Genomic DNA, 17519 nt, shown 5'->3' on the forward strand with positions numbered 1-17519 from the left:
ACTCAATCATTCGAAAAAGGTTCGAAAAACAAAAATGTCACGAAGAGGCTGACATTCAAGTGACCCGTGCTCAAAGCAGAAAGTTCTACCTTTTGTGTAATCCACTGCTTGAGGAAAACGAGCATGCACGGAAAAGATGACAGAGAAAAAACAACGGCGCACAGGCTAGAATCCCTGGATTATCCCGGGAGCCTGACTTGAGAGCTGCGTCTGAACCGCCTTTGCGTATCGTGATTGCCGACGATCACCCGATTTTCCTGATCGGCCTGCGCGCCGTGCTCGAACGGGACCCGCAGATCAGCATCGTCGGCGAGGCCAATTCCCCTCAGTCTCTCAGTGCAGTGTTGCAACACTGTGCCTGCGATGTGGTGGTGACGGACTTCATGATGCCCGTCGAGCCTCAGGCCGACGGGCTGCGCTTGATCGAGCAACTGCGCCGGCACTATCCGCACCTGCCCATTGTGGTGGTGACCATGCTCAACAATGCCGGCTTGTTTCATTCCATCCTGGAATTGGGTGTGATGGGTTTGCTGAGCAAGGCCAGCCTGGCCGATGAGCTGCCCCAGGCGATCCGCCAGGTGCGCCAGCAACGCACCTACGTGGCCCAGACCATCCGCCAGGCGCTGAGCCTGGCCGGGGAAGTCGGCGCTGATCGCCTGCATTCCCAGGAGCACCTGTCACCCCGGGAGCTGGAGGTGATTCGCCTGTTGGCCGGTGGCATGACGGTGGGCGAGATCGCCGCGCACCTGCACCGCAGCAAGCAGACCGTCAGCGCGCAAAAAGTCAGCGCCATGCGCAAGCTCGGGCTGGTCAATGATGCCGCCCTTTTTATTTACGTGCAGGAACACGGGCTGGCCTAGCCTGGAACGCGATCCATTGCTTGAGCGCCGTGGCCTCCATCGGCCGCGCGATAAAGCAGCCTTGCAGCCACGCCGCGCCCAGTTCGCCCACAGCGTGATAGTCGGCGGCGGTTTCCACGCCGGTGACCACCACGGCAACGCCCAGGCGCGCCGCCATGCTCATGGCGCCCGCCACCACCGCGGCCTTGCGATCATCATTGGCCATCCCACAGGCAAACGCCGGGGGGATTTTCAGTTCGGTAAAAGGTAGCTCCAGCAAATGCTGCAGGCTGGTGCCGCCCATGCCGAAGTCGCCGATGGACAACTGGCAACCCAACATGCGCAAGCGCAGCAACCCGGTGACATGGGCGCTGTCGGTTTTCAATGTCGAGGTTTCCACCAGCTCCAGGGTCAGGCTATGGGCGGGCACGCCGTGCAGTTGCAGCAAACCTTGCAGTACCTGGGGGAAGTGCTCGCGCTCCAGCATGCGCCCGGGGATGTTCACCGCTACCGGCAGCACCTGGCCGCTTTCGCCCATCACCTGGTTCGCCAAGCCAAGCGCCTGCTCCAGCACATGCCAGGTAAACGCCTCTTCCATGCCGGCAAACTCCAGCACCGGCAGGAACTCGTCAGGCAGCAACAGCTCACCGTCCTGCAACTGCCAACGCGCCAGCGCCTCCACCCCTTGCAACACCCCGGCCTGACTGACGATGGGCTGGTACCAGACCGTGCCACACGCCGCGATAGTGACCTGGCTGACATCCGCCGAGGGCGGCAGTTGTTCCTGCTCGCTCAAGCTCAGCAGTTGACGGACGCGCTCCCAGGACAGCACCGCTGGCCCTGGACGCAAGTGCTCCTGACAATCGCTCAGTACTTGCCCGATCAGCTTGGCCGAGGCCGGCTTGGGCAAGCACGCCAAGACCTTGAGCCCTAATTGGCGGGCCATGTTCGCCACGCCTTCCAGCACGTCGGGCTCGGCGTTGCTGAGCAGGATCAACACCTGGGCCAGGCGACGTTCCGCCAACTCACGGATCAACGCCAGGCCATCGCCCTGCTCCAGGTACAGATCGCAGATGGCGATATCCACCGGGCCTTTGCTGTCCAGGGATTGGCGGGCGATTTCGACCGTTTCCGCGGCGCGTACATTGAACACGCCGTTGGCATTGAGCATCTGGTGCAAGGCCATCAGTTGAAACGGGTTGTCTTCGAGGATCAGGACGTTCAGGGATCGCATGGGTAAGTGGTGTCGGTACAGGGAAAGTCTTGCACAGTAGTCATATGCTGCGGTGTGCCCCATAGGACGTGTCCTAAAAGCGTCCTTAAATGTGGGAAGGGCAGATCCCCTGTGGGAGCTGGTTGCCTGCGAAGACGGTGTGTCAGTTTGCAGATAAGTTGGCTGACCTGCCCTCATCGCAGCATAGGTATCTACACAACTTTGTGGGCTGTAGCAGCAGACGGTAACCACGATGCGAAGCGAGCCGCTCTTGATCTTGCTTTTGATCTTAGGCGCCCCGTTAAACCACGCTGGCCGGAATTCGACAGGGATTTGGGGGGTAAACCGGCAGGGATGCCGGTTTAGCCGCCCCGCGCCATGGATGGCGCGTGGCGGCGGCCCCCCAAATCACTGGCGGATTACGGGCACACCGAGCCTAGGCGAGGTGCCGAGTGGTGGGGCAAGAGCGTTTTGCTTACTTTTGCGCTTTTCAAAAGTGAGCCGCCGTCAGGGCGGAACCCTAGGTGGCCGTTACCGCAGGAATGGATATGTACACAATCCAACTGTGTCGGCTGCTAGGCCGTCTTCGCAGGCAAGCCAGCTCCCACATTTAGACCTCGGCGCGTCAGTTAGATCAGCGTCGGCTGCAGGGCCGTCACGGGAGCAAGCTCCCTCGCCACAGGTCCGGCGTCGCACCAAAGTTGTGTAGATACCTACGGCTATCGCAGGCAAGCCAGCTCCCACACTTGATCGTCGTTGCGTTGAGCGGTGCGCTCGCTTAGCTGACCGGCATTAGGGTGTCAGGCATCCAGATAGGGTTGCAGGTCGCGACGAAACGCCTTGAGCACCTCGGACAAGCGCAACCAGGGTTCTTCAAGCTCGGCGCCGCGCTGCTCACGGGCGCACTGCTCGAGGGCGACACAGGCCTTGGCGAGTGGCAGTGCGTCCACCAAGGAGCAAATGCCCTTGAGCCGATGCAGCGATGCGTTCAAGCGTGCCATGTCACGCTCGGCCAAGGCGCCCGCCAATACCTCGTGTTCGTGGTCCAGGCTCTTGGCCAGTTCCTGCAACATGCTCTGTAGCACCGGCCCGTCGGCCTGGGTCATGGTGCGCAGGGCCTGGATATCGAACGAACGCAGGGGCGCCACGCGGGCCAGCACTTGGGTCCAGTGTTCCAAAGTCACGGGCTTGACCAGCAGCTCATCCATACCGGCGTCCTCGCAGCGGCGTTGTTCATCTTTCATGGCGTTCGCGGTGCAACCCACCAGCGCGCTACGAGGCCGTTGCTCCTCGGCTTCGAGGCGCCGGATCGCCGCGCTCAAGGCATAGCCGGACATGCCGGGCATCTGGCAATCGGTGACCAGCACGTCAAAACGCTGCTCACGCCAGCGTTGCAACGCGGCCTCGGCCGACTCCAGGGCGACCACCTGGTGACCGAGGAACTGCAACTGCTGCGCCAGCACCAGGCGGTTGGCCGCCAAATCATCCACCACCAGCACCGACAGGCTACGCCCCGTCGGTGACAACGTCGCGGTGGGCGTTGCCGGCACATCATCGGTGCTGACCCGGTCCAGGCGCAGGTCAATGCACACCACCGTCCCCTCGCCCACCGCGCTGTCGAGGTGAATGCTCCCGCCCATCAATTCCACCAGTTGCTTGCAGATACTCAGGCCCAGCCCGGTGCCGCCATGCTGCGCGGCGGTCAAGGCGCTTACCTGGGTAAATGGCTTGAACACCCGCGGCTGTTGCTCGGCGCTGATGCCCGGGCCACTGTCCTTGACGCACAGGTGCAGGTATTCGCTATCGCGTTCATCCCGCTGGCAGGTCACGCTGAGGTGAACCCCGCCCCGCTCGGTGAATTTGAGCGCATTGCCCAACAGGTTGTGCATCACCTGGCGTAACCGCAGCGGGTCGAACCAGTAATAGCCCTGAGCAGCCGGATCAAACGCCAGGGTCAGATGCAGGCCCTTCTGTTGCGCGGTGGCTTCGAACAGGCTCTGGATACCCTCGAAAAAACCCTTGAGCTCGGTGGTCTGTGGCGCCAGTTGCAGGTGGCCGGCCTCGATCTTGGCCAAGTCCAGGCTGTCGCCCATCAACGCAATCAGCTCGCGCGCCGAACGATGGGCCACTTGCAGCGCCTCGGAAACCGGCTGACCGCTTGCCAGGCAACGCTCTTGCTCCAGTTCGAGCAAGCCAATGATGGCGGTCATGGGGGTGCGAATCTCATGGCTCAAGGCTGAGAGAAATGCACTTTTGGCGTAGTTCGCCTCATCGGCGGCCTGGCGGGCGTCCATCAGCTGGCGCTCCAGGTCTTTGCGTTCGTTGATATCGATCCAGCCGCCCAACAACCCCTGCAAGCGGCCCTGAGCGTCGAAAAAGGGCACGGTCCACTGATAGACGTGATAAGTGCCGCCATTGAGCTCCAATTGCCGGTCGACAAACAACGGCTGCTGCGTGGCCAATTGCTCCATGTGCCCTTCGTGCAGGCGCGCCGCCGTGGCGTCGGGCACCACCTTGCTTTCCATCAGCGTCAGGCCCTGGATCAGCTCCAGCCGGGTTGCCAATTGCTGTTCATAACTTTTATTGCAGGTCACCAGACGCCCGTCCAGGTCGCGAACGAACAGCGGGTTGGGCATACCGTCGAGCAATGCACGCTTGAACGCCAGTTGATCATTGAGCCGTTGCTCGGCCTCCAGCCGTTGGCGGATCTGGCGCTTGAGCCGGCTGTTCCACACCAACGACACCAACACGAACAGCAGCGCCGTGGCCATCGTCCAATAAGCCCAGGGCGGTACACGCTGCCAGACGGGCGGGGGAATCGTCACGGCACCGATCCAGCGCAGGCGCAAGGCACTCAACTCAGCCACCGGCAACGCCTCCAGGGCTTTGTTCAGAATGTTCAGCAATTCAGGCTGGTCCTTGCGTACCGACAGGCAGTTGGACGACCACTGGCCGTCGACACTGCGGCCCATACGCAAGCCGTCCTGCGCGTAACTCTGCACTTCCACTTCAGTCTGTATCGTGGCGGCGGCCTCGCCCCGTCGTACCAGCTCACGGGCCTGGGTGTAATTGTCTACCAAGCGCAACTTGATGCGCGGGTGGTCATGGCGAATCTGGCTCTCCATGACGTGGCGCGCCGGCAATGCCAGCACCTTGCCGTCCAACTGGTTCAAGCCCATCAGGGGCGCGGCATCGGCACGTTCGATAAACACCCAGCCGGAGCCGCCAAAACCATGGCTGAAGTTGAGCAGCGCATTGCGCTCCTGATTCACCGCCAGGGTGGTGTTCATCTGCGCCCGGCCGGTTTCTAGCCATTCCAGGGTTTGCGCGGTAGAACCCACCTCTTCATAAATGAACTGCAAACCGGTCATGCGCGAGATGCGGTTCAACAGGTCGACATTCAAGCCAACCCAGCGGCCGTCCTTGTCCCTGAAGATATAAGGCGACATTTGCTGGGCCACTACCACGACATGGGGATGCTCGCGCACCCAGGCCCGTTCCGATGTCGACAACGCAATGCGCTCACCACTGATGCCGACACCGAGCCCGGTGGTCCAGCGCGAGAGGATTTCGCGCTGCACCGACTCGTCGAGGCTTGCCAGCGCGCGATTCATCATGGCCCCCAACAACGGATCTGCCTGGCGGGTGGCGAAGGCAAATCCGATGGGCGCCAGCCGGCTTTGCTCCTTGATCTGCAACCCCAGGTAAGGCCGCAGCGATTTATAGGCGCGCACGATCACTTCATTGCCGATAAACGCATCGACGTCGCCCTGCTTCAAGGCTTCGAGGCCGCTGTAGAGGTTGGGCGCGAGCATGATGTGGCTGTCCGGATACGCCGCGTGAACCTTCTGCACGTTGGCGTAGCCGTCGAGCAACACCAGCTTTTTGCCGGCCAGGTCGTCGCCTTGGGTATCGTCGCGGCGCAGCACCACCACTGAACGGTCGGGCATGTAGTCCGGGGTGAACTGCAGGCCGGGTACGTCACGCTCGTAGCCATTGGCACTGGTGAGAATATCGATGGTGCCGTTGCGCAGCGCTTCAACCGCCTGGGCGCGCTCGGAGAAGCCCAGCACTTGCATGGGCACGCCCAGCCGTGCGCCGACCAGGCTCAAGTAATCGGCGCTGATGCCCTGGTAGCGATTGCGGTCGCGGGTGATGTCGATCGGCTGGTAGTCATCGATCGAAATGCCCACCTTCAACGTCCGGTGCGCCGCCAACCACTGCTGCTCGGTCGGCGCCAGGGGCATAGGTTCAAGCGCGATAAACGCCGGCACCAGTTTGAACGGCAGGCTGACGGCGGCCAGGCTCATGGGTACCTGAGTGAGCCACAACAGGCACACCAGCTTCAACGTCCATTGGATCAACACCTGCACCGGTTGGGTTTCCTTGATTGGGCGAATGGGCAAGTATGGCTCGCCAGAATGAAAAAGCCCGTCACGAGGACGGGCTTGGCCGACTGCAAAAAAAGCTGACTGTTGCCCCACCACGTCTTGGGTGGATGAAACCGTCTCGAATGTGGGAGCGGGCTTGCTCGCGAAAGCGCTGTGTCAGTCACTGAATGTGTGACTGATCCACCTCATTCGCGAGCAAGCCCGCTCCCACATTTTGGATCGTGGGGCAGCACAAAGATGCCCCTCGGCCGTCAGGCAGACCTGTCGATCAGAGCGGCTTGCCCCGATTGCCATGCTGGCTGACGAACGCCTGCACCGCCTTCAGGTCGTTGGCCAACACAGTGCAGCGCTCTTCGCGCTCGAATAGGTCGGTCAAATGCTCCGGCAGTTCCAGCGCCTTGCCAATGCCGGCCTTCTCCACCGCTTCCGGGAACTTGACCGGGTGCGCGGTACCGAGGATCACCATTGGAATATCCAGGCTGCGGCGGCATTCGCGGGCGGCTTTCACGCCGATGGCCGTGTGCGGGTCGAGCACTTCGCCGGTCTCGGCATAGACTTGCGCGATGGTTTCGCAGGTCTGAGCGTCGTCCACGGCCAGGGAATCGAAAAGCTTGCGGGTTTCGGTCCAGCGCTCTTGTTCGACGCTGAAGCCGCCACCTTGCTTGAAGCTGTTCATCAGCTCGGCCAAGGCTGCGCCGTTGCGACCGTGCATGTCGAACAGCAGGCGTTCGAAGTTCGACGACACCATGATGTCCATGGACGGCGACAGCGTGGCGTGCAGGGTTTCCTTCACGTACTGGTTGCCGCTCATGAAGCGATGCAGGATGTCGTTGCGGTTGGTGGCGACGATCAACTGGTTGATCGGCAGGCCCATGTTACGCGCCAGGTAACCGGCAAAAATATCGCCGAAGTTGCCGGTAGGCACCGAGAACGACACTGAACGCGCCGGGCCACCCAACTGCAGCGAGGCGTGGAAGTAGTAGACGATCTGGGCCATGATCCGCGCCCAGTTGATCGAGTTCACCGCCACCAGGCGCGTGCCCTTGAGGAAGCTCTGGTCAGCGAAGCTGTTCTTGACCATTTCCTGGCAGTCATCGAAGTTGCCTTCGATGGCGATGTTGTGGATGTTCTCACCGAAGATGGTGGTCATCTGGCGACGCTGCACTTCCGACACACGCTTGTGTGGGTGCAGGATGAAGATGTCGACGTTCTCGCAGTGCTTGCACCCTTCGATGGCCGCCGAACCGGTATCGCCGGAGGTGGCGCCGATGATCACCACGCGCTCGCCGCGCTTTTCCAGCACGTAGTCGAGCAGGCGACCCAGCAGTTGCAGGGCGAAGTCCTTGAACGCCAGGGTCGGGCCGTGGAACAGCTCCAGCACCCACTCATTGCCGTTCAATTGGCGCAGGGGCGCGATGGCGTTGTGGGAAAACACGCCGTAGGTTTCTTCCAGAATCTTCTTGAAGTCCGCATCCGGAATGCTACCGGTCACGAACGGGCGCATCACACGGAAAGCCAGCTCGTGATACGGCAGGCCGGCCCAGGAAGCGATTTCTTCCTGGGTGAAGCGTGGCAGGTTTTCCGGCACATACAGGCCGCCGTCGGTGGCAAGGCCTGCCAGCAGAACGTCTTCGAAATTCAGGGCCGGTGCCTGGCCGCGGGTGCTGATATAACGCATGACTGGCTCCTCTAAAACATTCTCGAACAGGGGCCGCCGAATGGACGGGGCCCCTGGAACAAATCGGTTAGTTCAAGTGTTCAACGCGAATCCGCACCACCGGGCCCACTACGCCTTGCAAGGCTTCCAGGGCGTGGATGGCATCGTTGATGTGCTGTTCGAGCACGCGGTGGGTCAGCAGGATCATCGGCACCTGGCCGTTTTGCTCCTCGACTTCCTTCTGCATGATCGACTCGATGTTGATACCGCGCTCCGACAGGATGCTGGCCACCTGGGCCAACACGCCTGGATGGTCCTGGGCCTGGATGCGCAGGTAGTAGGCACTTTCGCAGGCTTCGATCGGCAGGATCGGATGGGCCGACAGCGAGTCCGGCTGGAAGGCCAGGTGCGGCACGCGGTTTTCCGGGTCGCTGGTCATGGCGCGAACCACGTCCACCAGGTCGGCGATCACCGACGACGCTGTCGGCTCCATGCCGGCACCGGCGCCGTAGAACAGGGTGGAACCGGCGGCGTCGCCGTTGACCATCACCGCGTTCATCACGCCGTTGACGTTGGCGATCAGGCGGTCGGCCGGGATCAGCGTCGGGTGCACACGCAACTCGATGCCCGCCGCGGTGCTGCGCGCCACGCCCAGGTGCTTGATGCGGTAGCCCAGGGCTTCGGCGTAGTTGACGTCGGCGGTGGTCAACTTGGTGATGCCTTCGGTGTAGGCCTTGTCAAACTGCAGCGGGATACCAAAGGCGATGGACGCCAGGATGGTCAGCTTGTGGGCCGCGTCGATGCCTTCCACGTCGAAGGTCGGGTCGGCTTCGGCGTAACCCAGGGCCTGGGCTTCGGCCAGCACGTCTTCGAAGGTACGGCCCTTCTCGCGCATTTCGGTGAGGATGAAGTTACCGGTGCCGTTGATGATGCCGGCCACCCAGTTGATGCGGTTGGCGGACAGGCCTTCACGGATCGCCTTGATCACCGGGATACCACCGGCCACCGCGGCTTCGAACGCCACGATCACGCCCTTCTCGCGGGCCTTGGCGAAGATCTCGTTGCCGTGCACGGCGATCAGCGCCTTGTTGGCGGTGACCACGTGCTTACCGTTCTCGATGGCCTTGAGCACCAGCTCGCGGGCCACGGTGTAACCGCCCACCAGCTCGATAACGATATCGATCTCAGGGTTGGTGGCCACGGCGAACACATCGTTGGTAATCGCAATACCGGTCGTTTCGAACTGAGGCTTTGGCGAACGCGTGGCAATCTGCGCCACTTCAATCCCGCGACCTGCGCGGCGGGAAATTTCTTCAGCGTTACGCTGAAGTACGTTGAAGGTACCGCCACCGACGGTCCCTAACCCACAGATGCCTACTTTGACCGGTTTCACTGAAGAACTCCCCATGAAACGGCCGACGCTAGGTCGGCCGTGAAAACAGCCGCACAACTGCGGCTCTCAATTAATGACCCGCCGACGTTTCGGCGGGCCATGATCGTCAAAGGCTCAACGATAAATGCTTACTTGGCACCCAGTGCCAGTTTGGCAACTTGCGGCGCCGGCTGGTAGCCCGGAATCACCTGGCCGTCGGCCAAAACGATGGCCGGTGTACCGTTCACACCAATGGACTGGCCCAGGGCGAACTGCTTGGAAACCGGGTTGGCGCATTTGGCCGACTTGATTTCCTTGCCATCGACCATCTTGTCCATGGCCGCTTTCTTGTCGGCCGAGCACCACACTGCCTGCAACTGCTCGTCACCCGGCGAACCCAGGCCCTGGCGCGGGAAGGCAACGTAGCGCACTTCCACGCCCAGCTTGTTCAGCGCCGGGATTTCAGCGTGCAGCTTGTGGCAGTAAGGGCAGGTAGTATCGGTAAACACGGTGATGTGGGTCTTGGTTTCGCCAATGGCGGGGTAAACCACGGTTTCAGCCACCGGGATGCCGTTGATCAGCTTGGACACGCCCAGGCGCTCGGCCTTCTCGGTCAGGTTGACCGGCTTGCCGTCCTTGAGCTGGAACAGGTAGCCCTGGACGATGTACTGGCCATCGGCACTGGCGTACAGCACGCGGCTGCCCTTGAGCTTGACTTCGTACAGGCCGGCCATGGGGCTGGCGCTGATGCTTTCGATAGGCGTGTCGAGCGCCAGGTTCGCCAGGCTCTTGCGGATGGTCTGCTCGGCCGCATCATCGGCGAGCGCAAAGGTGGAAACCAACGCAATGGCTGCGGCGGCAATAATCTGGGTCAAGCGCATGGGAACTCCTGAAGGCAGAGGCAGGGACGGGAGCAGAATACTGATCTGGACCACAATGGATGCCGTCCCCTTTGCGAACCGGCAAAGCCTACCACAGTTGGGCGGGAGGGCAGCCCGCGACAGGTAAAATGGGCCATTTCTGACGGTTTTATCCGCGTGGGTGATGCTTGGCGTGCATGTCCTGCAAACGTGCGCGTGCCACATGGGTGTAGATCTGGGTTGTGGATAAGTCGCTGTGCCCCAGCAGCATTTGCACCACGCGCAAATCCGCGCCGTGGTTGAGCAAGTGGGTAGCGAACGCATGGCGCAGGGTGTGGGGCGACAGCGCCTTGCCGATCCCGGCCACTTTGGCCTGGTGCTTGATGCGGTGCCAGAAGGTCTGGCGGGTCATCTGCTCGCCGCGCTGACTGGGAAACAGCACGTCGCTGGGGCGCCCACCGAGCAGTTCGTGGCGCGCATCGCGCATGTAGCGCTCGACCCACACAATCGCCTCCTCGCCCATGGGCACCAGCCGCTCCTTGCTGCCCTTGCCCATCACGCGCAATACGCCCTGGCGCAGGTTGACCTGTTCCAGCGTCAGGCTGATCAGTTCGGTCACGCGCAGGCCGCAGGCATACAGCACCTCCAGCATGGCGCGGTCGCGCTGGCCGATGGCCTCGCTCAGGTCCGGGGCCGCGAGCAAGGCCTCGACGTCGGCTTCCGACAAGGACTTGGGCAACGGCCTGCCGAGTTGCGGCATGTCGATTTGCAGGGTCGGGTCGACGCCAATGAGTTTTTCCCGCAGCAGGTAGCGATAAAAGCCACGTACACCGGAGAGAAATCGCGCGGTGGAGCGCGGTTTGTAGTTCTGCTCCAGGCGCCAGGCCAGGTGATCGAGGATCAGCTCGCGCCCGGCATTGATCAGTTCAAGGTTTTTCTCCTGCAGCCAGCCGTTGAACAGCGCCAGGTCGCTGCGGTACGCCTGGCGTGTGTTGTCCGACAGGCCTTTTTCTAACCAAAGGGCGTCGAGGAAGCGGTCGATCAGGGGATGGTCAATGGCAGGCATGGGCACTCAAGCGACTTAGCACAAGGCAGTACGTGAATTATTTAGTGAACTGTGGCAAGAGCCATTAGTCTTTCATAGCCCGCTAATTCAAGGAACAGGAAGCTTTAATGAACGAACAACAGATTTTGTTGGCTTTTGGCGGTATTGGCGTGGCCGCACTCGGCTGCCAGTGGCTGGCCTGGCGCCTGAAACTGCCGGCGATTCTGTTTCTTCTGCTGAGCGGGATTCTGGCAGGGCCGATACTCGGATGGCTCGACCCGCAGGAAATGTTCGGCCCACTGTTGATGCCGTTGGTGTCGTTGGCGGTGGCGCTGATTCTGTTTGAAGGCAGCCTGACCCTGCACCTGTCGGAATGGAAGGAAATCGGCAGCGTCGTCCACCGACTGGTCACCGTCGGCGCACTCTCGACCTGGGCAGTGATCACCCTGGCCACCCACTGGCTGCTGGGTTTTGACTGGATGCTGGCGCTGCTGTTCGGCACCCTGACACTGGTCACCGGCCCAACCGTGATCGTGCCCATGCTGCGCGTGGTACGCCCCAAAGCCTCCATCGCCAATATCCTGCGTTGGGAAGGCATCGTCATCGACCCGATTGGCGCACTGCTCGCGGTAGTGGTGTATAGCTTTATCATCGCCAGTGCATCGGGCGACGGTTTGAGCCACAGCCTGCTGACCTTCGGCGGCGTTATCCTTTGCGGCAGCCTGTTCGGCATCGCCGGTGGCTGGGTACTGGGGCAGATCATGCGCCGCCAGTGGTTGCCGGAATACCTGCATAACCTGGCGACGCTGGCGGGCGTGCTGGGCATCTTCATCGCCTCCAACCAGGTGATGCATGAGTCCGGCCTGCTGGCGGTCACGCTGATGGGCATGTGGATGGCGAACATGAAAGGCGTGGATGTACGGCACATCCTGCACTTCAAGGAAAACCTCAGTGTGTTGCTGATTTCCGGGCTGTTCATTCTGCTGGCGGCACGCCTGGACCTGAACGCCATGATCGCCCTGGGCCCGTTTGTGTTGATCCTGCTGTTGATCATCCAATTCATTGCTCGCCCGTTGAACGTGGCGCTTTCGACCTTTGGCTCCGGGCTGAACTGGCGCGAGCGCGCGCTGCTGGCCTGGATCGCCCCACGGGGCATTGTGGCGGCGGCGGTGTCAGCGATCTTTGCGATCCGCCTGGATGAGGCCGGCCACGAAGGTGCGTTGTTGCTGGTGCCGCTGACCTTCGCAGTGATCATCGGCACCGTGGTGCTGCAAAGCGCTACGGCACGCCCCTTGGCCCGCCTGCTCAAAGTCGCTGAGCCGGCACCCAGCGGCTTCCTGATCGTGGGTGCGAACGGCCCGGCGCGGGCGCTCGGCAAGGCGTTGCAGCAGTTGGGCAGCCGCGTACTGCTGACCGACTCAAGCTGGGAAAACATCCGCGCCAGTCGTATGGAAGGCTTGCCTACGTACTTCGGTAACCCGGCCTCCCAGCATGCCGAGTCCCATCTGGACCTGGTCGGCCTGGGGCATCTGCTCGCGCTCTCGCCTTCTGGCGAACTGAATGCCTTGGCCACCATGCGTTTTCGCCATGACTTCGGCCATCGCCTGTTCGCCCTGGCCAGCAGCCAGGAAAACCGTCGCACCGACAAGCACAAGGCCAGCCATGAACACCGCGGACACTTGCTGGGCAGCCAACCCTTGAGCTACACCAAATTGGCCAGCCTGCTGGGCCAAGGCGCCGAGTTGTACAGCACCAGCCTCACCGACGGCTTTGGGTGGGAGCAGTACCAGGCGTTGCACGGCGAGCGCGCCACCTTGCTGTTTGCCCGGGACACCAGCGGCTGGGTACACGTGGTCTCGCCCGAGAGCAACTTGAAGCCTGTAGCGGGCTGGACCTTGCTGGCGGTCATTCAACCGCAGGCCAGCACCGCCGAGTAATCAGTCAACAAAGCCTGGCAGTACCGGGACAGGGCGTTTATCTGCGTCAATCGCGACGAAGCTGAACACGCCCTGGATCGCTTTTTCACGGCCATCAGCGCTCATGCTCTCCACGAACACTTCAACCTCGACCTTGAGGCTGGTGTTGCCAACCTTAATCACCCGACCGATCAGCTCAACGATAGAGCCAGCCGGGATCGCGTGGTTGAAGTCGATACGGTCAGTGGAGACCGTCACCAAAGGTAAGCGGCAGAAACGCGTGGCGGTGATGAACGACACTTCGTCCATCCATGCCAGGGCGGTGCCGCCGAACAGGGTGTTGTGGTGGTTAGTGGTGGGCGGGAACACGGCCTTGGTCACGTGAGTGACCGACAGATCGGTGCGGCGCTGGATTTCTTCGAGGCGGGTGGTCATGGTCAATACCAACAGATAGGCAAATTTCAGGCACAAAAAAGCAGCCCGTAGGCTGCTTTTTTCTGCATCGGGAAGCTGGACTTAAGCCAGTTTTTCCTTGATGCGAGCTGCTTTACCGGACAGGTCACGCAGGTAGTACAGCTTGGCTTTACGTACGTCACCGCGACGCTTAACGGCCATGCTGTCGATTTGCGGGCTGTAGGTCTGGAAAGTACGCTCTACGCCAACACCGTTGGAGATTTTACGAACAGTGAAAGCACTGTTCACACCACGGTTACGCTTGGCGATTACCACGCCTTCGAACGCTTGCAGACGCGAACGGTCGCCTTCCTTCACTTTCACCTGAACGACAATAGTGTCGCCCGGGGCAAAGGTAGGGATCTCTTTGGTCATCTGCTCTGCTTCGAGTGCAAGGATGATTTTGTTAGTCATGCTGTGCTCCTAAGGTAAGTCAATGGACCTACCATCGATACGTTGTTAACTATCGTCCCGCGCGAGGATGTATTCCTCGAGCAGCTTCTTCTCTTCTCCAGAAAGCGAGCGGCTTTCCAGAAGATCGGCGCGTCGTTCATAGGTCCGACCAAGGGACTGCTGTAAACGCCAACGCCGGATGTGTGCGTGATTGCCACTTAGCAATACGTCGGGAACACGCTGATCCACATACACCTCCGGACGGGTGTAGTGCGGGCAATCCAGCAAACCATCCGTGAAGGAATCTTCCTCCGCGGAGTCCGCATGCCCTAAAGCTCCGGGCAGCAGTCGTGTAACCGCATCTATCAGGACCATCGCCGGCAGCTCGCCGCCAGACAGGACATAGTCCCCAATCGACCACTCTTCATCGACATGAGCTTCAATAAAACGCTCGTCAATGCCTTCATAGCGACCGGCAATCAGGATCAAACTTTCCTCATTCGCCAGTTCGCGTACCGCCGCCTGTTTCAGCTGACGGCCTTGAGGGGACAGGTAAATTACCTTCGCCTTCTCCCCGGCGGCTGCCTTGGCCTGAACCAACGCATCTTCCAGGGGCTTGATCTTCATCACCATGCCCGGGCCACCGCCAAATGGGCGATCGTCCACAGTGTGATGTCGATCCGTCGTGTAGTCTCGCGGGTTCCAACAGGTGAGCTGCAACAGCCCCTGTTTCACCGCCCGACTGGTGATGCCGTACTCGCTGATGGCGGAGAACATCTCGGGAAACAAACTGATCACTTCAATGCGCAAATTAGCCACGCTTAGAAGTCCGCGTCCCATTCCACCTTCATCTCGCCCGCTGCCAGGTCGACGGCCAACACGCATTGCTCGGTATAGGGCAACAGGCGTTCACGGTCATCCAGGCTGCCAGCGCAAGGCTTGACCACCATTACATCATTGGCGCCGGTTTCCAGAAGATGATCGATTTTCCCCAGCAATTGCCCGAGTTGATCAATAACCTTCAGACCTTCCAGCTGGTACCAGTAGTACTCGCCGTCGGTCAATTCAGGGAACAGGTTGCGCGGCACGCAGATCTCATAACCGGCCAGAAGACGAGCTTCTTCACGGTCATCAAGACCCTTGAGCTTTGCGACCAGGAACTTGTCGCTCCCGCGTCCACTGACCAGCTCTACCTGTTTCACACTCCCTTCGCGCTTGAGCGTCCAGGTCTTGTACTGCAACAGGTTTTCAGTCGGATCAGTAAAGGAATACACCTTCACTTCGCCGCGAACGCCATGAACAGAGTAAATCTTGCCGATAACGATCAAATCATCAGCAACAGCTGGCGTCGCGTTCATATTGCTCAGGCTGCGGCCTTAGCCGAGTCCTTCAACAGTTTTGCAACGCGCTCGGATGGCTGTGCGCCAACGCTCAGCCAGTAGGCTACGCGCTCTTGGTTCACGGACAGACGAACTTCTTGACCACGAGCAACAGGGTTGAAGAAACCAACCTGTTCCTTGTGCGAACCGTCACGCGGGTTGCGGCTGTCGGTTACGGTCAAGTGGTAAAACGGGCGCTTTTTGGAGCCGCCAAGGGCAAGACGGATTGTTAGCATGTGAACATCGTTCCTGTAGTCGGTGCTGCAAATCTAAATGCACAGCGGGCATAGGTGCCCGAAAGGCCGCATATTCTAAGGAATATCCGGACTTTTGCAAATGTCTTTTTCTGGCGCCTATCAGCGTGCCATTCAGATCTGCTATAGAGCCGTCGGTTAAAACGGCGAGTCAGCGCCCGCCAACGGCGGGTTTGCTGGAGATCCCACATCCCTGTGGGGCGGAGCGCAAGCAAGGCTTGCGCTCGAATACTTTACATTTTCGGCATGCCGCCGCCGGGCAACATACCGCCCATGCCGCGCATCATCTTGGCCATACCGCCCTTGGCGGAGAATTTCTTCATCATCTTCTGCATCTGCTTGTGCTGCTTGATCAAGCGACCGATGTCCTGCACCTGGGTGCCGGAGCCCATGGCGATCCGGCGTTTGCGCGAACCACTGATCAGCTCAGGGTCGCGGCGCTCGGCCGGGGTCATGGAGTTGATGATGGCTTCCATCTGCTTGAACTGCTTCTCTGCCGCGCCCTGGGCGTTGCCCATTTGCGCCAGGTTCACACCGCCGATGTTGGGCAGCTTGTCCATCAGGCCGCCGAGGCCGCCCATGTTCTTCATCTGTTGCAGCTGGTCGCGGAAGTCTTCGAGGTCGAAGCCCTTGCCCTTCTTCAGCTTCTTGGCCAGTTTGTCGGCCTTGTCCTTGTCGAGCGTGGCTTCGGCCTGCTCGATCAGGCTGAGCACGTCACCCATGCCGAGGATGCGCGAGGCGATACGCTCAGGGTGGAACGGCTCGAGCGCTTCGCTCTTCTCGCCCATACCGATGAACTTGATCGGCTTGCCAGTGATGGCACGTACCGACAGCGCGGCACCGCCACGGGCGTCGCCATCGACCTTGGTGAGGATCACGCCGGTCAGCGGCAGTGCGTCGCCAAAGGCCTTGGCGGTGTTGGCCGCATCCTGGCCGGTCATGGCGTCGACCACGAACAGCGTCTCGACCGGGTTGATCGCGGCATGCAGCGCCTTGATCTCGCCCATCATCTCTTCGTCGATGTGCAGGCGACCGGCGGTATCGACGATGACCACGTCGATGAACTTCAGCTTGGCTTCTTTAATAGCGGCGTTGGCGATGTCGACCGGCTTCTGGCTCAGGTCGGACGGGAAGAAGGTCACGCCCACTTCGCCCGCGAGCATTTCCAATTGCTTGATGGCCGCCGGACGGTATACGTCGGCCGACACCACCATCACGGATTTCTTCTTGCGCTCTTTAAGGAAGCGCGCCAGTTTGCCGGCGGTGGTGGTTTTACCCGCACCCTGCAAACCCGCCATCAGCACGACGGCTGGCGGCACGGCACTGAGGTTCAGGTCTTCGTTGGCCGCGCCCATCAGGCTTTCGAGTTCGGCCTGGACGATCTTCACGAAGGCCTGGCCCGGAGTCAGGCTGCGGGACACTTCGGTGCCGACCGCACGCTCCTTGACCGAGTTGACGAAGTCCTTCACCACCGGCAAAGCCACGTCGGCTTCCAGCAACGCCATGCGCACTTCACGCAGGGTGTCTTTAATATTGTCCTCGGTCAGCTTGGCCTTGCCGGTAACGTGGCGCAGCGTCTGCGAGAGACGGTCAGTCAAGTTTTCAAACATGCGCGATCCTTTCAGGCCCTACTCATCGAAATGCAGGTAGACCGAGGTAATGGCGGCCAAGGCTGGGGGAAATCGCTATTAAAAACAGCGTTCGCCGAGCCTGCGGCGTGGGCAGGTCGCGGATTATAGCGAAGACT

14 protein-coding genes are annotated in these 17519 nt (G+C 60.8%); 2 read left to right on the forward strand and 12 right to left on the reverse strand.

Translation table 11 applies throughout. The features are described 5' to 3' along the window. The first annotated feature begins 197 nt into the window (after positions 1-197). Positions 198-860 carry a response regulator transcription factor gene (locus N2A98_RS21430; protein WP_275622616.1) on the forward strand — a complete coding sequence of 221 codons (663 nt, stop codon included), beginning with the start codon at positions 198-200 and terminating at the stop codon, positions 858-860. Here the strand turns inward: N2A98_RS21430 and N2A98_RS21435 are convergent. From N2A98_RS21435 to xerD, 6 genes are all read right to left on the reverse strand, one after another. Beyond that, positions 829-2073: an EAL domain-containing response regulator gene (locus tag N2A98_RS21435; protein WP_044268032.1), complete on the reverse strand. Its 1245-nt coding sequence runs from the start codon at positions 2071-2073 to the stop codon at positions 829-831. The two genes, N2A98_RS21430 and N2A98_RS21435, sit on opposite strands and share 32 nt — an antisense overlap. A gap of 779 nt (positions 2074-2852) precedes the next feature. Further along, positions 2853-6425, reverse strand: coding sequence for a transporter substrate-binding domain-containing protein (locus N2A98_RS21440; RefSeq protein ID WP_275623629.1), 3573 nt, complete (start codon positions 6423-6425; stop codon positions 2853-2855). A gap of 286 nt (positions 6426-6711) precedes the next feature. Continuing rightward, complete coding sequence (thrC, locus tag N2A98_RS21445) at positions 6712-8121, reverse strand: threonine synthase (RefSeq protein ID WP_003193958.1); 1410 nt, start codon at positions 8119-8121, stop codon at positions 6712-6714. A 67-nt stretch (positions 8122-8188) separates the two neighbouring features. Then, positions 8189-9493: a homoserine dehydrogenase gene (locus N2A98_RS21450; RefSeq protein WP_032895431.1), complete on the reverse strand. Its 1305-nt coding sequence runs from the start codon at positions 9491-9493 to the stop codon at positions 8189-8191. Positions 9494-9621: 128 nt separating this feature from the next. Next, a complete protein-coding gene (locus N2A98_RS21455; RefSeq protein ID WP_003193960.1) occupies positions 9622-10353 on the reverse strand; it encodes a thioredoxin fold domain-containing protein in 732 nt (243 codons plus the stop codon). A gap of 148 nt (positions 10354-10501) precedes the next feature. Beyond that, positions 10502-11398: a site-specific tyrosine recombinase XerD gene (gene xerD / locus N2A98_RS21460; protein ID WP_044272389.1), complete on the reverse strand. Its 897-nt coding sequence runs from the start codon at positions 11396-11398 to the stop codon at positions 10502-10504. Positions 11399-11505: 107 nt separating this feature from the next. On the opposite strand from xerD, the gene N2A98_RS21465 reads away from it, so the two are divergent. Beyond that, the gene (locus tag N2A98_RS21465) at positions 11506-13314 is read left to right on the forward strand and encodes a sodium:proton antiporter (protein WP_014719784.1); all 1809 of its coding nucleotides are present in this window, start codon (positions 11506-11508) and stop codon (positions 13312-13314) included. On the opposite strand, the gene N2A98_RS21470 is transcribed toward N2A98_RS21465, so the two are convergent. The 6 genes from N2A98_RS21470 to ffh form a co-directional block, all read right to left on the reverse strand. Then, positions 13315-13728, reverse strand: a complete 414-nt coding sequence (locus tag N2A98_RS21470) for an acyl-CoA thioesterase (RefSeq protein WP_003193963.1) — start codon at positions 13726-13728, stop codon at positions 13315-13317. Positions 13729-13809: 81 nt separating this feature from the next. Beyond that, on the reverse strand, positions 13810-14160 hold the full coding sequence (gene rplS / locus N2A98_RS21475; RefSeq protein ID WP_003175895.1) for a 50S ribosomal protein L19: 351 nt from the start codon (positions 14158-14160) through the stop codon (positions 13810-13812). A 45-nt stretch (positions 14161-14205) separates the two neighbouring features. Then, positions 14206-14979 carry a tRNA (guanosine(37)-N1)-methyltransferase TrmD gene (gene trmD / locus N2A98_RS21480; protein ID WP_153475158.1) on the reverse strand — a complete coding sequence of 258 codons (774 nt, stop codon included), beginning with the start codon at positions 14977-14979 and terminating at the stop codon, positions 14206-14208. Beyond that, positions 14961-15497, reverse strand: a complete 537-nt coding sequence (rimM, locus tag N2A98_RS21485; RefSeq protein ID WP_003175898.1) for a ribosome maturation factor RimM — start codon at positions 15495-15497, stop codon at positions 14961-14963. Before rimM ends, trmD begins: the two co-directional genes overlap by 19 nt. 5 nt (positions 15498-15502) lie before the next feature. Further along, positions 15503-15754, reverse strand: coding sequence for a 30S ribosomal protein S16 (rpsP, locus tag N2A98_RS21490; protein ID WP_003175899.1), 252 nt, complete (start codon positions 15752-15754; stop codon positions 15503-15505). 251 nt (positions 15755-16005) lie between these two features. Then, a complete protein-coding gene (ffh, locus tag N2A98_RS21495; RefSeq protein WP_003193965.1) occupies positions 16006-17382 on the reverse strand; it encodes a signal recognition particle protein in 1377 nt (458 codons plus the stop codon). Positions 17383-17519: the final 137 nt, after the last annotated feature.

It is taken from the genome of Pseudomonas sp. FJ2-5-13, assembly GCF_029201605.1.
GTDB lineage: Bacteria > Pseudomonadota > Gammaproteobacteria > Pseudomonadales > Pseudomonadaceae > Aquipseudomonas > Aquipseudomonas lactis.

What these genes read in the sequence shown, in the direction of transcription:
- N2A98_RS21435 (WP_044268032.1), bottom strand. Translation starts at nt 2,073, where the DNA reads ATGCGATCCCTGAACGTCCTGATCCTCGAAGACAACCCGTTTCAACTG.
- thrC (WP_003193958.1), bottom strand. Translation starts at nt 8,121, where the DNA reads ATGCGTTATATCAGCACCCGCGGCCAGGCACCGGCCCTGAATTTCGAA.
- N2A98_RS21455 (WP_003193960.1), bottom strand. Translation starts at nt 10,353, where the DNA reads ATGCGCTTGACCCAGATTATTGCCGCCGCAGCCATTGCGTTGGTTTCC.
- xerD (WP_044272389.1), bottom strand. Translation starts at nt 11,398, where the DNA reads ATGCCTGCCATTGACCATCCCCTGATCGACCGCTTCCTCGACGCCCTT.
- N2A98_RS21465 (WP_014719784.1), top strand. Translation starts at nt 11,506, where the DNA reads ATGAACGAACAACAGATTTTGTTGGCTTTTGGCGGTATTGGCGTGGCC.
- N2A98_RS21470 (WP_003193963.1), bottom strand. Translation starts at nt 13,728, where the DNA reads ATGACCACCCGCCTCGAAGAAATCCAGCGCCGCACCGATCTGTCGGTC.
- rplS (WP_003175895.1), bottom strand. Translation starts at nt 14,160, where the DNA reads ATGACTAACAAAATCATCCTTGCACTCGAAGCAGAGCAGATGACCAAA.
- trmD (WP_153475158.1), bottom strand. Translation starts at nt 14,979, where the DNA reads ATGGGACGCGGACTTCTAAGCGTGGCTAATTTGCGCATTGAAGTGATC.
- rimM (WP_003175898.1), bottom strand. Translation starts at nt 15,497, where the DNA reads ATGAACGCGACGCCAGCTGTTGCTGATGATTTGATCGTTATCGGCAAG.
- rpsP (WP_003175899.1), bottom strand. Translation starts at nt 15,754, where the DNA reads ATGCTAACAATCCGTCTTGCCCTTGGCGGCTCCAAAAAGCGCCCGTTT.
- ffh (WP_003193965.1), bottom strand. Translation starts at nt 17,382, where the DNA reads ATGTTTGAAAACTTGACTGACCGTCTCTCGCAGACGCTGCGCCACGTT.